At 62.4% G+C, this 15619-nt stretch carries 12 protein-coding genes; 7 read left to right on the top strand and 5 right to left on the bottom strand.

Annotated features, from left to right (window positions below; genetic code table 11):
- The first annotated feature begins 38 nt into the window (after positions 1-38).
- Positions 39-1265 carry an HAD-IIIA family hydrolase gene (locus B5D62_RS04995; protein ID WP_085932681.1) on the top strand — a complete coding sequence of 409 codons (1227 nt, stop codon included), beginning with the start codon at positions 39-41 and terminating at the stop codon, positions 1263-1265.
- Here B5D62_RS04995 and B5D62_RS04990 read toward each other — a convergent pair.
- The gene (locus tag B5D62_RS04990; protein WP_170920790.1) at positions 1259-3271 is read right to left on the bottom strand and encodes a B12-binding domain-containing radical SAM protein; all 2013 of its coding nucleotides are present in this window, start codon (positions 3269-3271) and stop codon (positions 1259-1261) included. The genes B5D62_RS04995 and B5D62_RS04990 overlap by 7 nt on opposite strands.
- 277 nt (positions 3272-3548) lie before the next feature.
- Here B5D62_RS04990 and B5D62_RS04985 point away from each other — a divergent pair, with 277 nt between their 5' ends.
- A complete protein-coding gene (locus B5D62_RS04985) occupies positions 3549-4634 on the top strand; it encodes a hypothetical protein (protein WP_085932679.1) in 1086 nt (361 codons plus the stop codon).
- Between the two features lie 7 nt (positions 4635-4641).
- Here the strand turns inward: B5D62_RS04985 and B5D62_RS04980 are convergent, their stop codons facing one another.
- Positions 4642-5613 (bottom strand): aldo/keto reductase, encoded by a 972-nt coding sequence (locus B5D62_RS04980; RefSeq protein WP_085932678.1) that lies wholly within the window; start codon positions 5611-5613, stop codon positions 4642-4644.
- A gap of 127 nt (positions 5614-5740) precedes the next feature.
- Between B5D62_RS04980 and B5D62_RS04975 the strand changes: the two genes are divergently transcribed.
- On the top strand, positions 5741-6715 hold the full coding sequence (locus B5D62_RS04975) for an NAD-dependent epimerase/dehydratase family protein (protein WP_170920789.1): 975 nt from the start codon (positions 5741-5743) through the stop codon (positions 6713-6715).
- A gap of 4 nt (positions 6716-6719) precedes the next feature.
- On the opposite strand, the gene B5D62_RS04970 is transcribed toward B5D62_RS04975, so the two are convergent.
- The 3 genes from B5D62_RS04970 to B5D62_RS04960 form a co-directional block, all read right to left on the bottom strand.
- Positions 6720-7808 carry an alpha-ketoacid dehydrogenase subunit beta gene (locus tag B5D62_RS04970; RefSeq protein ID WP_170920788.1) on the bottom strand — a complete coding sequence of 363 codons (1089 nt, stop codon included), beginning with the start codon at positions 7806-7808 and terminating at the stop codon, positions 6720-6722.
- A 16-nt stretch (positions 7809-7824) separates the two neighbouring features.
- Positions 7825-8754, bottom strand: coding sequence for a thiamine pyrophosphate-dependent dehydrogenase E1 component subunit alpha (locus B5D62_RS04965; RefSeq protein ID WP_218190944.1), 930 nt, complete (start codon positions 8752-8754; stop codon positions 7825-7827).
- 121 nt (positions 8755-8875) lie between these two features.
- On the bottom strand, positions 8876-9826 hold the full coding sequence (locus B5D62_RS04960; protein ID WP_170920787.1) for an NAD-dependent epimerase/dehydratase family protein: 951 nt from the start codon (positions 9824-9826) through the stop codon (positions 8876-8878).
- Positions 9827-10021: 195 nt separating this feature from the next.
- Between B5D62_RS04960 and B5D62_RS04955 the strand changes: the two genes are divergently transcribed.
- The 4 genes from B5D62_RS04955 (at position 10022) to B5D62_RS04940 (ending at position 15605) form a co-directional block, all read left to right on the top strand.
- Complete coding sequence (locus B5D62_RS04955; protein ID WP_085932674.1) at positions 10022-10957, top strand: hypothetical protein; 936 nt, start codon at positions 10022-10024, stop codon at positions 10955-10957.
- Positions 10958-10971: 14 nt separating this feature from the next.
- Positions 10972-13425, top strand: coding sequence for an O-linked N-acetylglucosamine transferase family protein (locus B5D62_RS04950; protein WP_085932673.1), 2454 nt, complete (start codon positions 10972-10974; stop codon positions 13423-13425).
- 117 nt (positions 13426-13542) lie between these two features.
- Positions 13543-14562 (top strand): GDP-mannose 4,6-dehydratase, encoded by a 1020-nt coding sequence (locus B5D62_RS04945; RefSeq protein ID WP_085932672.1) that lies wholly within the window; start codon positions 13543-13545, stop codon positions 14560-14562.
- Between the two features lie 56 nt (positions 14563-14618).
- Complete coding sequence (locus tag B5D62_RS04940; protein WP_085932671.1) at positions 14619-15605, top strand: GHMP family kinase ATP-binding protein; 987 nt, start codon at positions 14619-14621, stop codon at positions 15603-15605.
- Positions 15606-15619: the final 14 nt, after the last annotated feature.

The following is a 15619-nucleotide window of genomic DNA, read 5'->3' as shown; positions in this document are numbered from 1 at the left end:
CCGCTTTTTGATTCACAGCCCCGGATTCGCCCCCAAACATGCCTGTCACTCAAGCAGTCTGCCTGGTTGGTGGCCGCGGCACGAGGCTGGGGACACTCACCGACCAGACGCCCAAGCCCCTGCTCGCCGTAGGGGGCCGTCCCTTCCTCGACTATCTCATCCATGACGCTCGTCGCTTCGGCCTGAATCGGCTGTTGTTGCTGGCCGGTTATCAATCGCACGAGATCGTTTCGCGTTACGATGGTAAGCGCTTCGACTCGCTCGCCGTCGATGTCGTTGTCGAAGCGGAGCCGGCTGGGACCGGTGGAGCGCTTCTTCATGCTCGAGACAGACTCGACGACTCCTTCTTTCTCCTGAATGGAGATTCCTTTTTCGACTTCAACTGGCTGAATCTCGCGACGGCAGACGCGCACGAACACTGGGCGATGCACGTGGCGCTTGCCACCGGCATCGTCGGCAGCCGTTACGGCCGAGTCGAGTTGGCCGGCGCACGGATAAAGGGCTTCCATCCGGAAGGCGACAGTTCACAGCCCATCAATGCCGGAATCTATCTGGCCCGTCGCAGCCTGCTCGACGAGATCAAAACTCTGCCCTGCTCCCTGGAGCGCGAGATCCTGCCCAAACTGGCACAGGAAGGACGCCTCCTCGGGTATGCGGCCCGAGGCGCCTTCATCGATATCGGCGTGCCGGACGACTTCGCCCGAGCCCAGACGTTCATCCCGGCCTGCATGCGTCGGCCGGCGGCATTTCTCGATCGCGACGGCGTGCTCAACCGCGACGACGGCTATGTCCACCGCATCGATCAGGTCACGTGGATCGACGGCGCCATCGATGCCGTCAAGTGGTTGAACGATGCCGGCTATTACGTCTTCGTCATCACCAACCAGGCGGGCGTCGCGCACGGTTACTATGCCGAAGAGCAGATCCATGAGTTGCACGGCTGGATGGCGGAAGAACTGCAGAGCCGCGGCGCCCATGTCGATGCGTTCGAATACTGTCCCTTCCACCCCGAGGGCGCGGTCGATCGCTACCGGCAGGTGTCGGAGTTCAGGAAGCCCAAGCCGGGCATGATCCGCCGCCTCCAGCAGGAGTGGCCGACCGATCCTGCCAAGTCATTCGTGATCGGCGATCGCGATACGGACATGGAGGCGGCGGCTGCCGCCGGCCTCCCGGGCTTCAAGTTTCCTGGCGGAAACCTGGCCGAATTCGTCAAAAGCCACGTGACGGCTCGCCGTGTTGGAGAGACGGCAACAGCGCCTCAGTAATGACCCGCGAGTTCCGGCGTGACGGCGGCGGCGCGCGGTGAATAGAGATAGGCGCCCTTCTTGTTGCCCCACCAAACGATTTCGCGGCACCATTTCTGGAAATCGTCGTAGGGCTTGCTGGTCCGGTCGATCTCGACCACCAGCGGCGACTCGCGCAGCAGCGCTTCCTCTCCGGCCCGCACCTTCTGCCAGTAATCCAGCAGGTCGTAGCGCAGCCTGACCTTCAGGTCGGTCTTGGCGAAGGGCTGATGTACCAGGGCATGGTTCAGCCGGATCGCCTCGTCGATGATATCCATCGGCAGATTGGAGCTCTTCTGCTTCACCGTTTCGGCCAGCAGCCGCCCGGCCTCGGCATAGAAGGCATCGAACTTCCCATCGGCGGTCAGCTTGACGAAGATATACTCGTCCGCCGGCCAATAGATGCCGAGATATTCCTTCGAGAAGACGTATTCCGCGCCGCCGTTCTGGATCGACTGGGCTTCCTTTTCGAAGAAGGCGTTGATCTCGGCGATCATCGGGAAGCGGGCCGGATCGGCCGCCATGAACGCCTCGATCATGTCGCGGTAGGAGATACCGGAAATCCCATGCGCCATGATGAGAGGAATCTGGAACAGCTTGTCGAAATGCAGCAGCGCGGTCATCCAGCAGAACGTCCGCGTCCGCCGCCAATCCGCCTTGGGCATGGCCGCCGTCGCCACGACCAGGTCCTGCACCTCGGGCACGTCGTCGTCCAGTTCGACGCGCTCGCCGTGGATGTTGATGATCTTGGACTCGACCGTGACCATGCCGTACTTGGCCTGATAGGCGGCATCGCCCATCTCGGCATTCGGCAGGATCGACAGGTTATTGAACTGGATGCGGTTGTGCTGGCCGTTCTCGATCAGCTGGTCGACGCCCTTGACGAACGACTCGTAGGTCTCGCCCGGCAAGCCGAGGATCAGATCCGAATAGGTCTCGACCTTGTCCTTGGTGAAGCGGCGCTGGAGCTCCATGTAGGTATCGAGCGAGATATTGTCCCGCTTGATCGCCTCGAGCGTCGTCATGTCGACGCTCTGCATCGAGAGCGCCACGCCCTTGTTCAGGCCGGCATCCGACAGGATCTTCTGCGTCAGATAGGCGCGTTCGGTGGCGTTCTTGGTGTTCTGCACCGACAAGGCGACCGGATATCCCGTCTTCCTCTTGGTCTCGGCAACGTAATTGGCGATGTCGACATCGCGCTTCTGGATGCCGAAGTTGGCATCGCAACAGAAGATGTACTCGATCTTCTTCTGGGCAAACCAGTCGACTTCGCGGAACAGCCGTTCCTCGCCGAACTTCGTCACCTTGCCCGCCGTGGCGGATCCCCAATCGCAGAAGGTACAGCGGAACGGACAGCCCCGATTGGTTTCCCACAGCCCGATCCAGCTTTCGTGCTGGTTGGCCGCCATGATCTCGTCGAATGCCCCCTCCAGGAACGGCGACGGGATTTCATCCAGGTCCCGCACCCGGTCGATGTTCGGGTTGCGCACGAAGCTTCCATCGGCCGCGATGAAGCTCACGCCGGGCAGTCCTCGCCACGCTTCGCGGTCGGGAAACGCCTCGAGCAGTTTCAGGAAGGTGCGTTCACCCTCGTTGTGGACCGCGAGATCGATCTGCCGATTGGCGCGCAGAAAAGCCTCGGGCTGGTCGGGGACATGCGGCCCGCCAAAGACGATCATGATGCCGGGCTTCGACGCCTTGAGCCGGCGCGCGATCTCCAGTGAGATACGACCGTTCCACACGTAGGTACTGAATCCCACGATATCGGCACCCAGCAGGGCGTTCACGGCGTCGGAAATGCGAATCCGCTTGTAGAGGGCCGGGAGGAAGCGATAGCGGCCCGGATCGGGCGACTTCTGCTGCACATAGGTCTGCAGCAAGGCGATCGAGTAAGGCAGATAGTTCTGCCCGGAAAAGGAATTGTTGATCTGGACGAGGCCCACCGCAACCCTATCCTCGCGATCTCCAGCCGCGCGGACTTCCGTCATAGCGTGGGTTTCGTTCGGCGGTGACATCCAGACTCCGTTGCTCTCCCCGCCGGGAGCACGATCGGCCCCATGGCCGAATGGTCCGGTGGTCGGGGTGGTGTTGATCCCTCAAATTAGTTGAGGCCGCCCCGAAAGCAATACCAATAGCCCGCGTCGGCCGAAGGCGGCCGCTGGTACTTGGGGCGGGAAGGTGTGCAATTTGCCTCCGTAAAGGCACATCGATAGCCTGCGAAAGATCAGACAAGCCGTGAACCATGCCCTATAAGCGGGCCGCCGAATGAACGCCCAACCCTATGTCAGCTTCGTTACCTGGGGCCGCAATGACGGATATACGCCAGGCTATGTGGAACGAGTAAGTCGCGCGACCACGACCCTTGCCCGGCAGCTCGACGACGCGTCCGTGCCTTCGGAAATCGTCTTGGTCGAATGGAATCCGGCGCCGGACCGGCCTCTCCTGCTGGATGTGCTGGATATCCCCAACCGATCGAGACACGTCGCCGTCCGCGGAATCATCGTCGATCCGAAGTATCATTACCGCCTGGCCGGCGCGCACGAACGCGGCCTGAACGGCGGCGAGGCCTCAAATGTCGGCATCCGCCGCGCCCGTGGCCGGTTCATAACCCCGAAAGCCAGCGACACCGTCTTTTCGCCCGAGGTCATCGAGCGGATCGCCCGCCAGGACCTCGATCCCGACACCATGTACCGCATCGATCGCCACGACATCGCCGATGACGCGGTTTGGCAGCTCGAGGGGCCGGAGTTGCTGACGGGGCTGGGGTCTGCACCATCCACGCCCCAATCGTGCCTCCAACAGTCGCCGCTGTGGCAAATTCGCGACCTGCACACCAACGCCTGCGGCGATTTCACCCTCATGGCGGCATCCTACTGGCATCGTCTGCGCGGGCACGCTCGAGACCGCACCGTCCTCGCCCTCGACGTCGATTCTCTGGCCATGCATGCGGCGGCCGCACTCGGAGCCCGGGAATGCCGATGGCCCGCGGCCTGCCGCGTCTACAAGCCGGTCCACGGCAACTTGAACAATGCCAGGGTCACCCAGGTCTGGCGGCCGTGGCAGCGCCGCCTCGAAGCCTATCTCCTGAGGAAATTCAGCAGCGAAGCCGCGCACCAGGCCAGGATGTTACTGGACTATCCGCGGCGTCGGGTGCGGGGCGTCAATTCGGTATTGGGCCCCTCGATCGAGCGAAATTTCGTCTGGCCCGCGACTCGCTGGGCCCGGGGCGAGAAGCCTACCCCGTCCCAGCCCGAGGATTGGGGCTTGGCGGCAGAAAAGCTCGAGACCAGGTCCCTGTGCCGGGCTGCCTGGGAAGAAATCGCGGCCGCGGAACCTGTGCCGGCAGGCTGACCGTGGGCTAAGCGCCTGCCCTGCCGACGAAGAAATCCCGAGTACGGTTGATCTCGAGGACCGCCGCCACGGCAGCGGCCGGCAATGGCCCCAGGTCGCTCGCCCGCGCGTTCTGTTCCGCTTCGTCGGATGTGAGGATGCCCGGAATGGTGGTCGAGAGTTCGGGGAAGGCCAAGCAGAAGCGCAACGCAGCCTGAACCGCCGACGGCCCCGGTTCGGCTCCCACGGCGTGAAGCAGATCGGCCGCGCCATCGATCCAGTTGTCGAGCTGGGCTCGGGACCAGCCAAGCCGATGATCGCCCGGCGGGAACGTGGTGTCCCGCCGAACCATGCCCGACAGGAAGCCGAAGTTCAGCGGCGTGCGGCCAATGACTCCGACCTGCCGTTTCACCGCCTCCTGCAAAAGACCGGTCGTCACGGCGCGGACGTCCATCATGTTGAAATTGATCTGGATGACCGGCGCCGACGCCATGCTTACGGCCTCGAGCGCTTCCGCGGGACCTTTGGTGGATACGCCCCATGCCCTGATCTTGCCCGCCTCCTGCAAGTCCCGTAACGCGCCGACCGCCTCACCGACCGCGAGCGTCTCCCGAGCCGGATTGTGCAATTGGAGGAGATCGATGTAGTCGGTCTGCAAGCGCCGGAGACTGCCCTCTGTCGAGGCGATGATCGCTCGTGGCGAAAAATCGGGAGGACGATCCCACGACTCATAGCCGGCCTTGGTGGCGATCACGACCCGGTGGCGTTCGGTCCGGAACGCTCGGCCAATCAGTTCCTCGCTGTGACCACTGCCATACGCACTCGACGTATCGAAGAACGTGATGCCGCATTCCAACGCGCGCGCGAGTGCCGCCAGCGAGGTGCGATCGTCGGTATCACCATAGGAAGTATGACCGGTCGTCCGGCCGCCGATGCCCCAGGCGCCGAACCCGATTTCGGAGACCAGGAGTCCCGTCTTGCCTAGCGGCCGGTATTTCATGCCGCTCCTTTAGAGGGCCCCTTGGTGTCTTTCAACGCCGATGGCCAGCAAAGGGACGATCTGGCAAAGGCTTCGCTGCGCGGGCGTGCGCATGCTAAGGCGAAGGCACAGTTGTGACGTCGAGAGCATGATGGACTTTACGGGCAAGCGAGTGCTGGTCGCCGGCGGCGCCGGCTTCATTGGAACAAATCTGGCGCTCAGGCTCGCCCGCGAAGGAGCGCGGCTGCGCCTGACGATCCACGATAAGCCGCTTCAGGCTGCTTTCCCGGATGCCGAGGTCCTGCAGCTCGACCTGCGCAAGGCCGAGGATTGCGTGCGAGCCGTCGACGGCATGGATTTCGTCTTCCTCTGCGCGGCTCATACATCGGGAGCAGCAGTCATTCGCGCGACGCCGCTGGTGCACATCACGCCCAACGTCCTGATCAATACCCTTCTCCTCGAAGCCGCCTATCAGGCGCGCATCCAGAAGTTCTGCTTCATCTCGAGCGGCGCTGCCTACCCACCGACCGGTGCCCGCCCGGTGACCGAGCCGGAGATGTTCGACGGCGATCCAGATGACGTCTACTTCCCCGCCGGGTGGATGAAGCGGTATGCGGAAATCCTCTGCCGCACCTACGCCGAGAAGATCGCGTCACCGATGCCGACCGTCGTCGTGCGCCCTTCCAATGTCTTCGGCCCCTACGACAAATTCGATTTCGGTGTCAGCCATGTCACCGCGGCGCTGCTGCGCCGCGTCGTCGAGCGGCAATCCCCGATCGAGGTATGGGGAACCGGACGCGACATCCGCGACGTGATCCATGTCGACGATTTCATCGACGGCATGCTCGCCGCCTTCGCCACTGACCTTCCGCATTTTGCCGTCAACATCTGTGCCGGCAAGGGACATACCGTGGAGCAGATCCTGCAGGCCCTGCTCAAGGTGGATGGCTATACCGGCGCCGATATTCGCTTCGACCCGTCCCGCCCCAGCACCATTCCGGTGCGTCTCATGGACAACAGCCTGGCGCGGTCCAAGCTCGGCTTCGAGGCGCGCCTTTCCCTGGAGGAAGGGCTGCGCCGCACGATCGAGTGGTACCGAGCCAACAAGATGGCCGCGGCCTGACGGGTCAGAACGGACCGCGGAACCGCTTGTAGCCTTCCGTCATCGACCGTTCGGTCGGCAGCGGAATTCCGTGCTCCTGGCCCTTCACCTGGGTCAGGATCGCATCGACGGTCTCGTGCTGGCTTGGATAGTAGAGGTCCTCGAGGCTCTTCGCCGTCGGACAAGGCGCCTTGGCCATGCCCAGCATCGCCGGCGGCACCCTCAGCAAGCCCGGATCACGCATGACCAATTGCCGGCACACCTCGCCCGCGAGGCCATATTCGAGCCAGGATGTATCGGCGATCACCAGCCGACCGGTCTTGCGGACGCTGTCGACCACGAGATCCCAATCGGGATCGCTGATCGAATTGAGATCGATGACCTCCGCCTGGATGCCCGCCTTGTCCTCGGCATACTGCGCAGCACGCAGTGCCTCGATTACCATGACAGAAGTTGCCACCACGGTGACGTCCTTGCCGGGGCGAGCGACGTAGCTGGTGAGCGGAATCTTCGATCCGGAGTCGGCGACCGAAAAGTCGAGATTGTAGAGCAGACGATGCTCGATGCTGATCACGGGTCCCGGATGCTTGTTGATGATCTGCGGATACATGTCCACGATCGCCTGGCTGGTCGCCGGCATCACCACCGTCAGACCGGGGTAGTGCGCGAAGGTCGCCTGCGGGCTCTGCGAATGCTGTGCCCCCTGTCCCCAGCTGCGACCGACCACGACGCGGATCAGCATCGGGCAGCGCATTAGACCGCCAAACATATAGGAATACTTGGACGCCAGATTGATGATCTGGTTCATCGCCAGGAAGGCGAAATCGGCGCGAATGTGCGTGGTGATCGGATAATCACCGACCAAAGCCGCTCCGATCGCCGCACCGGTCATCCCCTCTTCCATGAGTGGGACGTCGAACACGCGGTCGGCACCGTATTTTTCAGCAAGCCCGGTCGTCGACCCGAAGATGCCCTTAAAGTCATCGACCCCCTGCCCCATGATGAAGACATTGGGGCTCGAGGCGAGACCGGCATCCATCGTTTCGAGAAGCGCACCCGCATAAGACAGGACACGTGTTGCGGTGGGCTTCTGCTTCGTCGCAGTAACGTTCATTGTCGGCATCCGCGAATTAGAGGACATCGGTGAGCAGTTCCGCCCGTCCGGGCGTGGGACTGCTCTCGGCGAATGCCACGGCCTGGGCGATCTCGCGTTCGACTTCCGGCGTCAGCGCTTCGACCAACTGCCTGTCCTGGATCAGCGGATCGTGCCGCTTCCACCGGTCGATATCGGCCTGGGCTCGGTAGCCGAAATGGAAATCCTCGCCGACGCCAACATGTTCCTTGTAGCGTGCGGTGGCGATCTCGAGCAGGAACGGCTCGCCTGCACGCACTCGCTCCACCGCCTCGACTGTCGCCTCTCGGACCGCAACGGCGTCCCACCCTTCATCCAATCTCCGGGTGGCAATCCCGTAGGAGGCGGCATGCTGCAACAAGCCGTAGGATTGCCGGATGTGGCGGTGGCTATGAACCGCCAGACCGTTATCCTCGCACAGGAAGAGAACCGGTGCCTTCGTCAGCGCGGCGAAGTTCAGACTTTCGTGGTAGACGCCCTCTTCGGTTGCACCGTCGCCGAACACAGTCACCGCGATACGCGAGCTCTTCCGGCGCTTGAAAGCCAAGGCGGCACCGACGGCATGCGGTATGGCACTGGCGACAACGGCGGACGAGCCCATGAGGCCGACCTCCGGGGCAGAGAGGTGCATCGATCCCGCCTTGCCTTTCGAAACGCCCCCCATCCTGCCGTAGAGCTCGGCAAACATGGCATCCAGCCGACCGCCCTTGGCGATATAGAAGGCATGCGACCGATAAGTCGCAAAGACCACGTCATCCTTGCGCAAGGCATCGCACGCGCCGACGGCAACGGCTTCCTGCCCGATGGAAAGATGCACAGGGCTTTGGATCTTGTCGGAGGGATAGAGCTCGATGATGCGCTGTTCGACGAGTCTGATCAGAAGCGCGGTTCTGAAGAGACGGCGATATAACTCGTCACGGCTGCTCAAATTCGACTCTCCCCATCGCAAGGGCCACTGTTCACCTGGATTGGCGCCACAGTCGTACCCAAAGGAGGAAGGTCTTTCAATGCGCCAACCTGGGAGCAGAGCCGTCGCTTCCGCCAAGCCATCAAGACTTGTTAGCCTGCCGGTACCATGCGACAGCATCCGAAAGCCCTTCCCGGAGGCCAGTCCTGGCTTTCCAGCCCGTGGCCGCTCCAAACGCTGATCCTGACACTGCCAGGGTGGACGGGCCGCCGCCTCGCGCAAGATCGTGGCGGATATCGGCGTCGATGAAGCCGTCCAGATCGACAAGCTCCCGCACGATCCTGTTTACGGTCACGTCGTCCGGAGAGACGACGTTGAATGTCGCGTAAGTCGGCAGGTCTGCGTCCAAGGCCGCGAGCACGGCCTGTGCTAGATCGGCCCCGTGCAGCAGATTGCGCGATTGCTCGCCGTTGCCCCAGATCTCGATCGGTCGAACGCGATCCACGACCTTGGAGATCAAGGTCGGAACGAAATGACCGGTCTGAGGCGAGAAATCGTCGTAACGGCCATAGACGAGGGTCGGACGCAGGACGATCCCCGATCCGATTCGCTGCAGGCGCTCGACATACCAGCGCAGCTGCTGTTCGCCATATCGGTGCATTGAGCCGACGCCGAACCATTGCCCTTGCGGTTCCCCTGTCATGGCATCGCTCTCGACCGCCGGCCGCGACAGGGCCGGATAGACGGTACAGGAACTGACGAGGACAAAGCGCGGCACCCGGACCGCCGCCGCCGCCTCGAGAACGTTTGTCACGATTCTCAGCGTATCGACGATGGGCGTGACAGGATCGTGCTGGAGGACGCTGCTCGTGGCGAGCTGACCGGCGCACAGTACAGCACAGTCGGCCTTCTCCAGTACGGGCTTTGCGGCATCCGTCTGGCGGAGGTCGCACTGCATCCAGTCGATCTGGGGAACGTCGTAGGGAGGACGGTGGCGGAAGGTGCCGATGAGGCGCTCGGACCGTTGCTCTGCAAGGGCTTCGACAAGGTATCTACCGACGAGGCCGGTGGCCCCCAGGACTGCAATTGTCACGGCTTCAGCCGACCTTCCCACTGGGGCTTTCTCGCGCCGACACCAAGTTGCTCCGCCGCTTCCAGTCGTTGTACAACCTCGGCAAGTTCAAAGTGTCGCCCTTTCACTGCTTCGTAACGCACGGAGTCGCATGCCGCAACGTCGTCCCTCTGCCCCCGACCGCTTCCAGACGTCGCTCCGTTTCGCGGCTTTCCCATGAATACCGAAGTCACGATTGGCCCTGCCGAGTTCGAGCAGGCACTCGGCATTGCGCCTGGAACCCTGGATGCCAGAACCACAGAGCTTCTGCACAGCGCAAAGCTCACCTACGCAAGAATAGATGCCGCAGGCCAGTCGGCGCTCGAGGCCGAGACGATGCAGCGCATCGACGAAGGCTTCACCGTCGTCGGCGAGCACCGCAAGGAAATCTGGCGGGACGCTTGGCAGGAGCAGTTGGAGCGGTTCGAGGCGTCCGGATACGACTTGACGGCCCTGAACCCCAAGTTTGTGGATGGTTCCACGATCTTGCGCTGGCAAGGCCAGTACGTGCTCAGTCTGAGCAATCAGTTCGAACTCCGGGTGATGGAAATCCTCCGGGATGTGCTGTTTCGAACCTACCTTTCGGACGTCGACAGATTTTTCGAATTCGGCAGCGGCAGCGCCTTCAATGTCGCGGCCTATGCGAAGCTGTTTCCGGAAGTCCCCGCCTGCGCGCTCGATTGGGCTCCGGCGGCCGTACGGATCGCCGAATTGTTGCGCGAACGTCTGGGGATGAAGGTCCGCGGCGAACGCTTCGACTTCTTTGCCCCCAGCAAGGATCTCGTTCTCGGTCCGGGCGCCGGTGTATTCACCATGTGCGCTCTGGAACAGACCGGCGACCGCTTCGGCGCATTCCTCGACTACTTGCTCCAGCAGCGTCCTCGCCGCGTTGTCCATGTCGAGCCGACGGTCGAACTCTACGACCCGACGACCAGACACGATCAACTCGCTATCGAATACCACACTCGCCGCAAATACCTGGTTGGATTGCTTCCGGCTCTCAAGAAGCTCGCGGCGGATGACCGGATCAACCTGGTGTATTCGCGACGCCTGCGCTTCGGCAGCCGCTTCCATGAGTGCTTCAGCATCCATGTCTGGGAGCCGAAGGAGTGATCCAAGGGGGCGCTATGGGAGGCGTCCCGGCAGACGCGTCCAAACCGCTGTTTTCGATCATATGGTACGGCCGCGATCGAGCTGCCTCCGCAAGGGAAACCCTGGAGGCGATGCGTCTGCAGACCCTCACCGACTTCGAATTGATCGTCGAGGATTGCGGGTCGACTGACGGCACGTTGGAATTGTTTCGCGCTGCCGCCGACAGCGACAAGCGGATCCGGATCTTCGAGCGCTGTGCGGACCATGCGGGAGACGCGATTCTGTCGGCGCTCCGCCGATGCCGTGGGGAATACCTTGGCATTTGCCCCAATGAAGGACGTTTCCACGCGGACGCCCTTTCGAAATTGCAACGCGAGTTCGAGTTACGGCCCTCGATCGGCGGGATCTGCACCGACGGCTTCTTGATCAACGCCTTCGGCGATTGCCTCAAGCAGGCGGATATCGTCGCGCTTCTTCTCACGCCCTACAGGCCCTTTCTCCCTGCCGCTTTCTTTCGACGCGCTGCACTCGCCGCGGTCGGATTGAGCCGGCATGACTGGCTCTCCCACTCGCTGGCGCTCGATCTCTGCTGCCGTGTCGCCAGTACATGGGGCCTCGCTTATTGCGATCTGCAGATCATCGAATGCCGCGATCCGTTGCGGCAGGTGGACGGCCTTGCCAATTCCGTGCAGCGCGCGATCGACGATCGCCTCGAACTGGTCACGCAGCAGTTCTCGCGTAACGGCTTCTTTGCCAATGGCGGACCGTCGCTCTCCTGGGAGAGCAAAGCCGACCAGCTCGCCATCCTGTGGCAGGATTTCCGGGCCCTCGGCCGCCCCGAAGTCGAAGCCGAGATCATGGCGCCCCTGATGACGGTGGTCGCCGGCCTTCGCCAGCAGCTGCGCGTCGACCATCGGACCTTGCGCAATCTCCATCGGCTTCTCTGTCTCCGCAGCCACAACCTTGGATTGATGGAAAAGCCCATCCAGAAGATGCTGGCCGCCCGGGCGGGAAAGGAAGACCGCAAGTCGATCGACGCCGGCTACAAGGTCTGGGATCATCCTCTCTGGGGTCAGTGGGTCACGCAGAAGGTTGTTGCCCTCACCCTGCCGAGCGCACGATTTCATCCGGCCGCGCCGCCGTGGGATGCGATGTATGCCGAACTCTACGCGATGGCCGGCGAGCGGTATGAAACCCGAGGACAGATCGATCTCGCTCTCGCCATGTGGGACCGCGCCCGGCCGCCCGACAGTCCGACCTTGGACAGCGTCGCCTGCCAGGCGATGCTGAAAAGCCCGACGGCGACCGACGAGGCCTTGGCTGCCCGCCAGGCCGAGTGGGTTCGACGTCATCTCGGCGACCGACCGGCAATCACGCTTACTCCGAAAAGCCGTAATGGCCGGAAGATCCGGATCGGCTATCACTGCGCCTTCATGGACAAGGACACGATGCGCAACATGATGCGCGAAGTGATCAAGGCCCATGACCGCGCCAAGTTCGAAATCTATGGCTATGCGCCGGAGAAGCTGCCGGCGGATATCCTGGCCATATTCGATGTCTGGCGTCACACGCCTCCCGCCAGCTGTTCGGACCGCGAGTTCGTCGAGCTGGTCCGGTCCGACGATATCGACGTCTTCATCGAACTGACCGGCTTTTCCCCAGGCCATCGCTTTGGCGCGATGAGCCTGCGATGCGCGCCCGCTCAGGTCAGTTTCCTCAATCACACCGGCACGAGCCAGGTCCCCAACGTCGATTATGTCATCAGTGACGAGGTCTGCATCCCGACCGGATCGCCTGCCGAGAGATACTATTCTGAAGAGATCTATCGCCTCCCCGGCAGCTTCTTCTGCTTCGACTATTCGAAGCTCGACGAACCTCCGGTCACGGAGGCACCGCATCTCAAGAACGGCTACGTCACGTTCGGATGCTTCGGGACCGGCGCCAAGATCGGCCGTGAGCTCGTCGAGATCTGGGCTCGACTGCTGCATCGCGTCCCGGACGCTGTCCTGCACGTTCAGAATCCGCAACTGTCGCAGGCGAGCGACCGCCGGTTCATGTCGGACCGTTTCGAGGCTTGCGGAATCCCGCCCGACCGCCTTGTGCTGGAGGGAGGCGTGGACCGTCCGCTCCTGCTTCGCAGCTATGCCCGGGTGGATATCAGCCTCGACACCTGGCCCTACTGCGGCGGCAACACGATCGCCGAGTCGCTGTGGCACGGTGTGCCGGTTGTGACCTATCGCGGCAACCGCTTTGCCAGCACCTATGGCGCCTCGCTGGTGGCAGCGGCCGGATGTGCGGATCTCGTTGGACACACTAGTGACGAGTATATCGAAGTTGCCGCCAAGCTCGCTGCCGACAGCGACAAGCTCGTGCAGCTTCGGCGCAATCTCAGGCGCATGTCCCTGGAGTTCGGCCTTGGGGATTCCAAGCTGTTCGCCCGGCGCCTGGAGGAGGCCTTCACGACCATGCTCGACAAGTGCGGCGCCTGATTTTGAGGGCAATCGACCTCAAGGTCGGGCTGGCGGCAAGGCGTTGGCTGTGTTAGCGCATCGCCGCCGATTTGAGGCGGATACTATCGAAATTCGAACAGCGAGGACGACACGAACATGACGGCCAAGCGGGTCTTCATTACCGGCATCACCGGCATGGTCGGGTCTCACCTCGCAGAATACCTGATCGCCAATACCGATTGGGACATCTACGGCCTTTGCCGCTGGCGCAGTCCGCTCGACAATCTCAGCAACCTGGTCAGTCGCATCAATGCGCGCGATCGCGTGTTCCTGCTGTATGGCGACCTGCGGGACACCATCTCGATCCAGACGGCGGTCGCCCAGGCCCGGCCGGATTACGTCTTCCACCTCGCGGCACAGAGCTTTCCGAGAACCAGCTTCGACGCACCTCTGGACACGATGGACACGAACATCCAGGGGACGGTGCGCGTCCTGGATGCCCTGCGGCAGACCAGTCCCAAGGCCGTGATCCATGTCTGCGCCTCGTCCGAAGTCTTCGGCCGCGTCCCGAAGGAGAAGCTACCAATCGACGAGGAGTGCACCTTCCACCCGGCCTCTCCCTACGCGATCTCGAAGGTCGGCACCGATCTGGTGGGCCGTTTCTATGCCGAGGCCTACGGCATGACCGTCATGACGACGCGAATGTTCACCCATACCGGGCCACGTCGCGGTGACGTCTTTGCCGAATCGACCTTTGCCAAACAGATCGCCATGATCGAGCGCGATCTCATTCCGCCGGTGGTGAAGGTTGGCAATCTGCAATCGCTGCGGACAGTCGCCGATGTGCGCGATGCCGTGCGGGCCTATTTCATGCTCGTGACCGTCAATCCGATCGTCGGCGCCTACTACAATATCGGCGGCAGGCACTCCTGCACGGTCGGCGCGATTCTCGACACCCTCCTGTCCTTTTCTCCGCGCAAGTCCGATATCCGGATCGAGGTCGATCCGGACAGGCTGCGCCCCATCGATGCCGACCTGCAGGTCCCGAACACCGCGAAGTTCGAGGCCCACACGGGCTGGAAGCCGGAAATCCCCTACGAGCAGACGCTGCGCGACCTGCTCGACTACTGGAGGGGCCGGGTTCAAACCGAAGGTAATCGCTTCCTGACGCGCTAGCGTCAGAGCTTCCCCTTGAGGCCGGCATTCCAATAGGATTATCTCATACGATGTTAATGGCGATCTCTCGGACGCCGTACCGAATCTCGTTTTTCGGTGGCGGTACCGACTATCCTGGCTGGTACAAGACCCACGGCGGCGCCGTGCTCTCCATGGCAATCAACAAGTATTGCTACATTACCGGTCGCCACCTGCCCCCGTTTTTCGGTATCAAGCACCGGATCGTCTGGTCGCATATCGAAACGGTCGGGGCGATCTCCGAGATTCTTCATCCGGCGGTCCGCGAAGGCCTGCAGGCTGTCAGTTTCGACGACGACGAGGGAGTGGAACTCCATCACCAGGGCGACCTGCCGGCGCGATCGGGAATCGGATCCAGCTCTGCCTTCGCCGTCGGACTGATCAATGTGCTGCATGCCATGCGCGGCAGCACCATCGACAAACACGCTCTGGCGGAAGCCGCCATCGATCTCGAGCAGAACCGGCTGAAGGAAGCCGTCGGCTGCCAGGATCAGATCGCCAGTGCCTATGGCGGCTTCAATGTCATCCAGTTCAAGTCCGATGGCGGATTCGCCGTCGAACCGATCGATCTTGCCGAGGATCAGCGCGAGGAATTCGAGCGCCGTCTGGTGGTGGTCTACACCGGCACCAGCCGGCTCTCGAGCACGCTGTCGAAGCAGCTCATCGACAATTTCGATGCCCGCGTCGCGTCGCTCAAGAAGATGCAGGCGATGGTTCCGGAGGCTGTGAATCTTCTCCGCAGCAGCGACTTCGATTCATTCGGGCGACTTCTGCACGAGAGCTGGGAACTCAAGCGATCGCTGACCAGCGCCATCAGCACATCGACCATCGACCGGATCTATGACGACGCCATGCGCGCGGGAGCGCTGGGCGGCAAGCTGCTGGGAGCCGGCGGAGCCGGCTTCATGGTCTTCGTCGTTCCCGTCGAGCGGCGGCGGCAGGTGCGCGAGGCGCTGTCTCATCTCATCAGCGTGCCGGTGCGGGCCGACTTCACCGGATCGACGATCATCTATCGTCAGGAATAGAAGGCAGGGGACGG

The organism is Enhydrobacter aerosaccus (genome assembly GCF_900167455.1).
In the GTDB taxonomy this organism is placed as follows: Bacteria; Pseudomonadota; Alphaproteobacteria; order Reyranellales; family Reyranellaceae; genus Reyranella; species Reyranella aerosaccus.
The sequence above is the reverse complement of the archived record's forward strand: the minus strand, read 5'-3'. Positions and strand labels throughout refer to the sequence as shown.

What these genes read in the sequence shown, in the direction of transcription:
- B5D62_RS04975 (WP_170920789.1), top strand. Translation starts at nt 5,741, where the DNA reads ATGATGGACTTTACGGGCAAGCGAGTGCTGGTCGCCGGCGGCGCCGGC.
- B5D62_RS04980 (WP_085932678.1), bottom strand. Translation starts at nt 5,613, where the DNA reads ATGAAATACCGGCCGCTAGGCAAGACGGGACTCCTGGTCTCCGAAATC.
- B5D62_RS04955 (WP_085932674.1), top strand. Translation starts at nt 10,022, where the DNA reads ATGAATACCGAAGTCACGATTGGCCCTGCCGAGTTCGAGCAGGCACTC.
- B5D62_RS04945 (WP_085932672.1), top strand. Translation starts at nt 13,543, where the DNA reads ATGACGGCCAAGCGGGTCTTCATTACCGGCATCACCGGCATGGTCGGG.
- B5D62_RS04995 (WP_085932681.1), top strand. Translation starts at nt 39, where the DNA reads ATGCCTGTCACTCAAGCAGTCTGCCTGGTTGGTGGCCGCGGCACGAGG.
- B5D62_RS04940 (WP_085932671.1), top strand. Translation starts at nt 14,619, where the DNA reads ATGGCGATCTCTCGGACGCCGTACCGAATCTCGTTTTTCGGTGGCGGT.
- B5D62_RS04950 (WP_085932673.1), top strand. Translation starts at nt 10,972, where the DNA reads ATGGGAGGCGTCCCGGCAGACGCGTCCAAACCGCTGTTTTCGATCATA.
- B5D62_RS04985 (WP_085932679.1), top strand. Translation starts at nt 3,549, where the DNA reads ATGAACGCCCAACCCTATGTCAGCTTCGTTACCTGGGGCCGCAATGAC.
- B5D62_RS04970 (WP_170920788.1), bottom strand. Translation starts at nt 7,808, where the DNA reads ATGAACGTTACTGCGACGAAGCAGAAGCCCACCGCAACACGTGTCCTG.
- B5D62_RS04990 (WP_170920790.1), bottom strand. Translation starts at nt 3,271, where the DNA reads ATGACGGAAGTCCGCGCGGCTGGAGATCGCGAGGATAGGGTTGCGGTG.